Source organism: Colwellia psychrerythraea (assembly GCF_000764185.1).
Lineage (GTDB): Bacteria > Pseudomonadota > Gammaproteobacteria > Enterobacterales > Alteromonadaceae > Colwellia > Colwellia psychrerythraea_B.
This window is the reverse complement of the sequence record NZ_JQEC01000077.1, coordinates 1-5903: the sequence shown is the minus strand read 5'-3', so window position 1 is coordinate 5903 and position 5903 is coordinate 1. Positions and strand designations below refer to the sequence as shown.

General features: G+C 38.2%; 2 protein-coding genes and 1 pseudogene. All 3 read right to left on the bottom strand.

What is annotated here, in order from left to right:
- Nucleotides 1-234 (bottom strand): annotated as a pseudogene (locus tag GAB14E_RS00005) (hypothetical protein); the annotation flags it as partial.
- 249 nt (nt 235-483) lie between these two features.
- A complete protein-coding gene (locus GAB14E_RS00010; protein ID WP_033084711.1) occupies nt 484-2925 on the bottom strand; it encodes a M6 family metalloprotease domain-containing protein in 2442 nt (813 codons plus the stop codon).
- A 637-nt stretch (nt 2926-3562) separates the two neighbouring features.
- The gene (locus GAB14E_RS24360) at nt 3563-5677 is read right to left on the bottom strand and encodes a GEVED domain-containing protein (RefSeq protein WP_052094203.1); all 2115 of its coding nucleotides are present in this window, start codon (nt 5675-5677) and stop codon (nt 3563-3565) included.
- Nucleotides 5678-5903 lie beyond the last annotated feature (226 nt).

The following is a 5903-nucleotide window of genomic DNA, read 5'->3' as shown; positions in this document are numbered from 1 at the left end:
TTGGTGACCTGAATAAGCTTGTGCTATCGGCTTACTACCAACAATCAACTGATTACCTGAGAAGTATTGTGCCAGCTGTTCACTATCTTTTTGGCTAGAATAGTTTATTGAAAGTGTTTGTGCTAAAGGTCCATTCCACAGTAATAATATTGGCTGAGCTACAGGTGAAGGTAAGCTTTGTTGGGAAAAGCTTTGCCCTAGGTCAAGGTAACTATTCGAAAGATTGATTGGCATTTACTTCTCTGGATAAATTGTTATTCAATACGTGGATAAAATTGTACTAAACTGTCATAAATTTTACTAACTTTTGGCTATATTAGTGACTACATTTTTAAGGGACTTTTAATAACAACTAATTAACGAAAAAAGCCTCATTGCTGTAAACAATGAGGCTAGCTTTTATAGTGAATCACACTTGGTGACTATGTAATCACTTATGAGGGATTAAATAATTAACCCTTGATTTTCTACTCAGCTGATCACTTATTCAATTAGCACAGTTAATGTCCCATTACTTACACCACTATTTCTTCCTCGAATGGCGATAAACCAAGTACCTGATGCAGGATTATTCAAGGTTATATTATTACCGCTAGTATCACGTTCATCATATTCACGTGCACTTGCCTCACTGCCCTGTTTTACGAGTAACATAGCAGAGCCACCATTTTTATCTAAATCAATGGTTACACTTGATGCCCCCGTTGGCACTTGTATTTCAAAATGCTGATATTTACCACTAGCAACACCTACATCATAGGAAGTTTCTGCTGTTCCGCCTCCCGTTCCGCCATCATCCGAATCATACGAGGCCGAAAGTGTAACATCGTCAAACGATTTACCACTGTAACCTTTAACGGTTACGAAGTAGGTGCCTGCTTTTGTTGCACCAAACTCTCCTTCATCACATACTTCTGTTGAACTACCTGTATTTAAGAAGCAATCTGCTGAGTTGCTATCTGATACACTGCCGTAATTAACATACAGGTCAGCATCACCACCACTATTATGAACAATATCAATAACTAAGTTACTTGCGTCTACTGGCACCTCGATACTAGCAACAACACTTTCACCGGCGCTTGCACTAATGGTTTCATTACTACCATTCTCAAGTACTAAATCGTCACCTGTCGGAGGTGTTGTTCCACCACCAGAGCCACCCTCACCAAGATCAAGGGTCATGGTATTACCTTTGGCTGAAATATTACTCATGCTAAAGTCACTGGTACTATTATCCCACCAGTTACTATTTACTTCAGAATTTGAAGCAAACTCAGTGTCTAAGTCTTTACTAGAGCCATATTCACTTGAGCCACCGTCACCATCACTGCCAAAGGTGTCATGTTCATCACCATCATTATAATCATGCTCCATATCATAATAATAATCCGCTGATACAACTGACACGCCATTATGATAATTTGAACAGTCTTGATAACCTAAGTCACACGAAACAGTATTCACATTGCCTTGTGTTTGAAAGTTAGATCCTGGTGCTGCAATGTCATCATCAATATGCCACACCAATAAACCAGTGCCGGGGGTGTATGCATCAAAACCACGTTGGTTTTTATTTTCCACAATAAAGTATTCATTTTCATTGCTTGGATTTTCAAAAAGAATAGCTTCAGCGTTATTTGCCGACTCTCTTAATTCAAAATCAGATAAATCGGTGCCATTGACTTTTATAGGGTCAATCCAACCCAGCATATACTTGCCCCATGCAGAAATATGTGCAGGTGATTCACCATCTCTTGTTGGTCCCGTTTTACTACCAGAGGCCATTAGCGTCCAGTCCCCACCGCCAGCATTTGCACCATCAGTTGAACCGTTGGTATCGTATAGATCAGGTAAACCAAATACATGACCAAACTCATGAGCAAAGGTACCTACATTGGCACGCCCACCGGCAGTGCTCAATTCTGGCGCGACAAAATAATCATTAATGATCATATTTTTAGAGTTGTCTGAAGGACATGCATCATTGGTTTCATATTTACCATCACCATCACCTTCGCTTTCAAGATAATACATGCTGTACTTATGCGCCCAAATATCATTACTTGCGCCTACCGCTTGATGTTCGCCATTACCTTGATAAACAAAGGCAATTAAATCAACAGCACAATCGTTGTTTTCATCAGCATACTGTGAGAAGTCAACGTTCGCATCAGCAATATCTAAGGCATCTCCAATCATCACTCCAATATTAGCATCGTAACCAGCGCTGTTATTTTTACCGTAAAACTGATGACTTTCAGGCAGTTCAACCCAGTCAATAACACCTGATGAACCACCTTGAATAGTTAGCTTTCCGTATGACACTTCATCGTAATAAGCGGTTAGGCCCTTACTGTCGCTAAATAAAAAGTCATTAAAATTATTTCGGCTATTGCTCGAGTTAGTATCAGCAAAGTTTAATAACATAATAGGTACGTTGATCGTACCTGAGATGGTAGTTTTAGAAAGTGATGACGCATAACCACCACTTACAGCATCGTCACCATCGATATTAGCTCGTGAAAATGCATTTTTGTTATGTGCTTGCTTGCGTCGCTGATCAATACGCTGCTTCGCCTTACCACCGCGGCGCAATAATTTACTCGATTCGCGTTTACTTTCACCTTTTTTAACACGTGTTTTCGATGAGACTAACTCACCATCATTATCTGCTTGAGCGAAATACCATAAACCTGTCTTTTCATTTTTAATGACTGAAAAGCCATCTTCTGTTTCCCAACCGTGAGAGAATTCATCACCCCAACGACGAATATTCAGTTCACTGCCATCAGCCTGAGTGACAGAAATGACTTTTGAGTCCGCTTGCTCAGCTAAAGTATTAAACGATAGACCATAAAGGCTGGCCATTATCACGGATGATAAAAGTGTTAACTTACTATTTAATAATTTTGAATTTTTCAATTTATTATTCCTTATTTTTTATAGTTTTTATGACTTTCCATTGAGCGATGTATCCTTAAAGTGCTTGTCCTTTATATAGCCGGTGTTGATGCAATTGCGCTGTGCAAGCTATAGAAAATGAAACAACATCTGCATTCAACTTAATAGTATTATTCACTCGACACAAACACCTAAACAGCATAAAAAACTGCCATATGAGCTTTTTACAGAGTAAAAGCAAAGAAGATGACTAACTTGCTATTTAAAGTGTTTTGATATGATAAAAATAAACATTGAGATGATGATAAATGTTTATTGAAATGAGATGAATTAAGCAAACAGTTACTTCGACACCTAGATGTCCCTCTTACAAAAAATGCAAAGGTACTTTAATAAGAGAGTAAATACTTATAAGGTAATTTTATAGAAAGTCATTGGCACAGATTATTTAAAGCGTGGGGAATAGCGCTCACTTAGTGCTACCTACTTGAGAATATTTCAAACGATACTCAGAGCATTTATTAATACGCCATCAAGCAATTACTGAATTTTAACTAATAAAAAAGGCTGAAGATATCTCCCCAGCCCTTGAAAATGTTTGAGTTTGCTTTGCTTTGCTTACAAAGTTATTGCGCGTTTAATTGCTTAGCATAAGCAATTAGTGCATTTCTACTTCAACTTCAATCCAAGCACCAGCTGTACCTAAAGTACCACCGGTTCTCTTCGTTGTAATAGTAAATGCACCCCATTTATCTTTATAGCTTTTACCAATAACCAATTCAGCATCTTTCATGTCATAACCATTCCAAGGATCACCTTCGAATTCAGAAATCGAGCCAGGTGTCATATCCAATAGGTAAGAAGTATCATAGTAATACTCTCGAGTGTCATTTTCTGTGACATATTCAGCGATATTGATCTGTACACCATCAGTGTTAGCACCATCTTTGGTTCGGTATTCTACCCAGTAGGTCGACTTACCATTGCCCGCAGCGACACGAATACCTAGATTACCTTCAATTGCACTCTGATCATGAGCATAAATTTTATAAGTTCCATCTTTTGTCACTAAAGGCACGTCATCTTTTATATCCCATTCAGCAAAGAAATTTTTATAATAAAGATTAAGGCCACCAAAGTCCCATGCATTATTGCCCATCATGCCAAAGATATTCCCGTAACCGATTTTTTCTTTATACTTCTCATCACCGATTTGAAATACCACATGATCCATATCACCGGTACCAAATACTTCACCATCACCATCAATAGCTTCAGCATGGTGTAAGCCCATCGCATGACCCATTTCATGTGCCATACCGCCACCGTTTACCCCGTATTTCCCTGTATCATACATTCTAAAAGCACCAGGGTCTGGTCCACCTTTCGGTCCCCACTCAATCGTTTCATTATTCTCGTCGTCCCAAGTAGTCAGTTGCGGAGCAAGAATCATATAGATGGTATTATCCTCCTTATTATTCAGGTCTTCACCTAAACCAACAAGCGTATCTTTGTAATAATTAACCCAGTCCCAAGATGAATGATCATCAAAAGTAGACTTCTTGGTACCGGTGTTGATAACGCCAGGAATAATTTCATAACTTACACTAAAGCGACCATAAGATTGCTCATCAAAGTAATCCTGAATCTCTGAAAATTCATCTTCAAGTGCAGTCTTAGGGTACTCTAAATCAACATCAGTAAATTCAAATCGGTATACTTTTACGTGTACATTATCATGTTTCCATTGAACATCAGGACCATACTTTCCGTCATCAGTATCTCCGTCGTCTGTGCCAGCGTCAGTATCACCGACATCTACAGAGTAATCCTCGATTTCACCGTATTTAAAACCATCAGCATCGGCATTACCATCGCCATTCATGGCAATTCTCATACGAGCAGTACCATCTACAATATCACTTAAGTTAAGTGACCCTTCAACGATACTGCCACGCTTACCTGTAGCTGAAAATACTTTTTCATCACTGTCGAAGCTGCCGTTGCTGTCACTATCAATCCATACCGCCCAATCGGCATCCCAATTTGATGTTGGCGTTAAAGTAATAAGGTCACCATCGCTAACACTAAAGGTTTTTTCGTCGGCAAAGTCTGCATAGCCGTCATTATTACCCGTAGTGTATTTATCATTATTAATTTCAACTGATGTTATATTTTCACTATTACCACCACGAGGTGTTTGGTTTAATGCATAATCATCAGAGTTGCCACCGCCATTGTCTGTTCCATCACCAACAGAGACAGAAAAATCTTTACTGTCTCCGTAACCATCGAATCCACACGAATTTTGGCTAATGTCGTCAGAATGAATAACGACACGCATTTCAGTGTTATCTGCGTTTACATTCGAAGGAATGACTAAAGTAGCTGACACGGTACTTTTACTGGCACTGCTCGAACTAAAAACAAGTTCATCATTATCAGAAAAATCATCATCGTTATTTAGATCAATCCATACGCTCCAGTTTTCTCTATAGGCATAAGCATTATACCCCGGTGTTAATTCGAGTATGTCACCATTCTTTAACGTACTACCATTTGTAAAGGCTGAGCCATTTAAGCTGATACTATCAATAAACTCATAACGGTTATCTGGTGAAATATCACAAGCAGCCATTGCTGACTCCATCGTCATCCCAGATAAAAGCACGGCAACTGCGATGGCCGAATTAGCTTTTGTTTTTTTATTAATCGTTGAAGTATTACTCGCTAACTTCTTCAATAAATGATTTGAATCATTTTTATTTTTCATTATCTCTCTCCGATATGAATAACTATTTTAATAAACTAGTAATGCTTTACTTGGAAGCATTTTTATCTAATTTAAAGCCATGTTTTGCTATCAAAATACATTGATTTTCCGTGCAAATATCCTGTGTAAATTTAATATTAAGTTTTTATTGATTTTTTATTACAGGAAAGTCCAAGGTTGCAGTGTTAGTTATTTTTTATCGAATGTAAAAATGGACAATATAATC

What these genes read in the sequence shown, in the direction of transcription:
- GAB14E_RS24360 (WP_052094203.1), bottom strand. Translation starts at nt 5,677, where the DNA reads ATGAAAAATAAAAATGATTCAAATCATTTATTGAAGAAGTTAGCGAGT.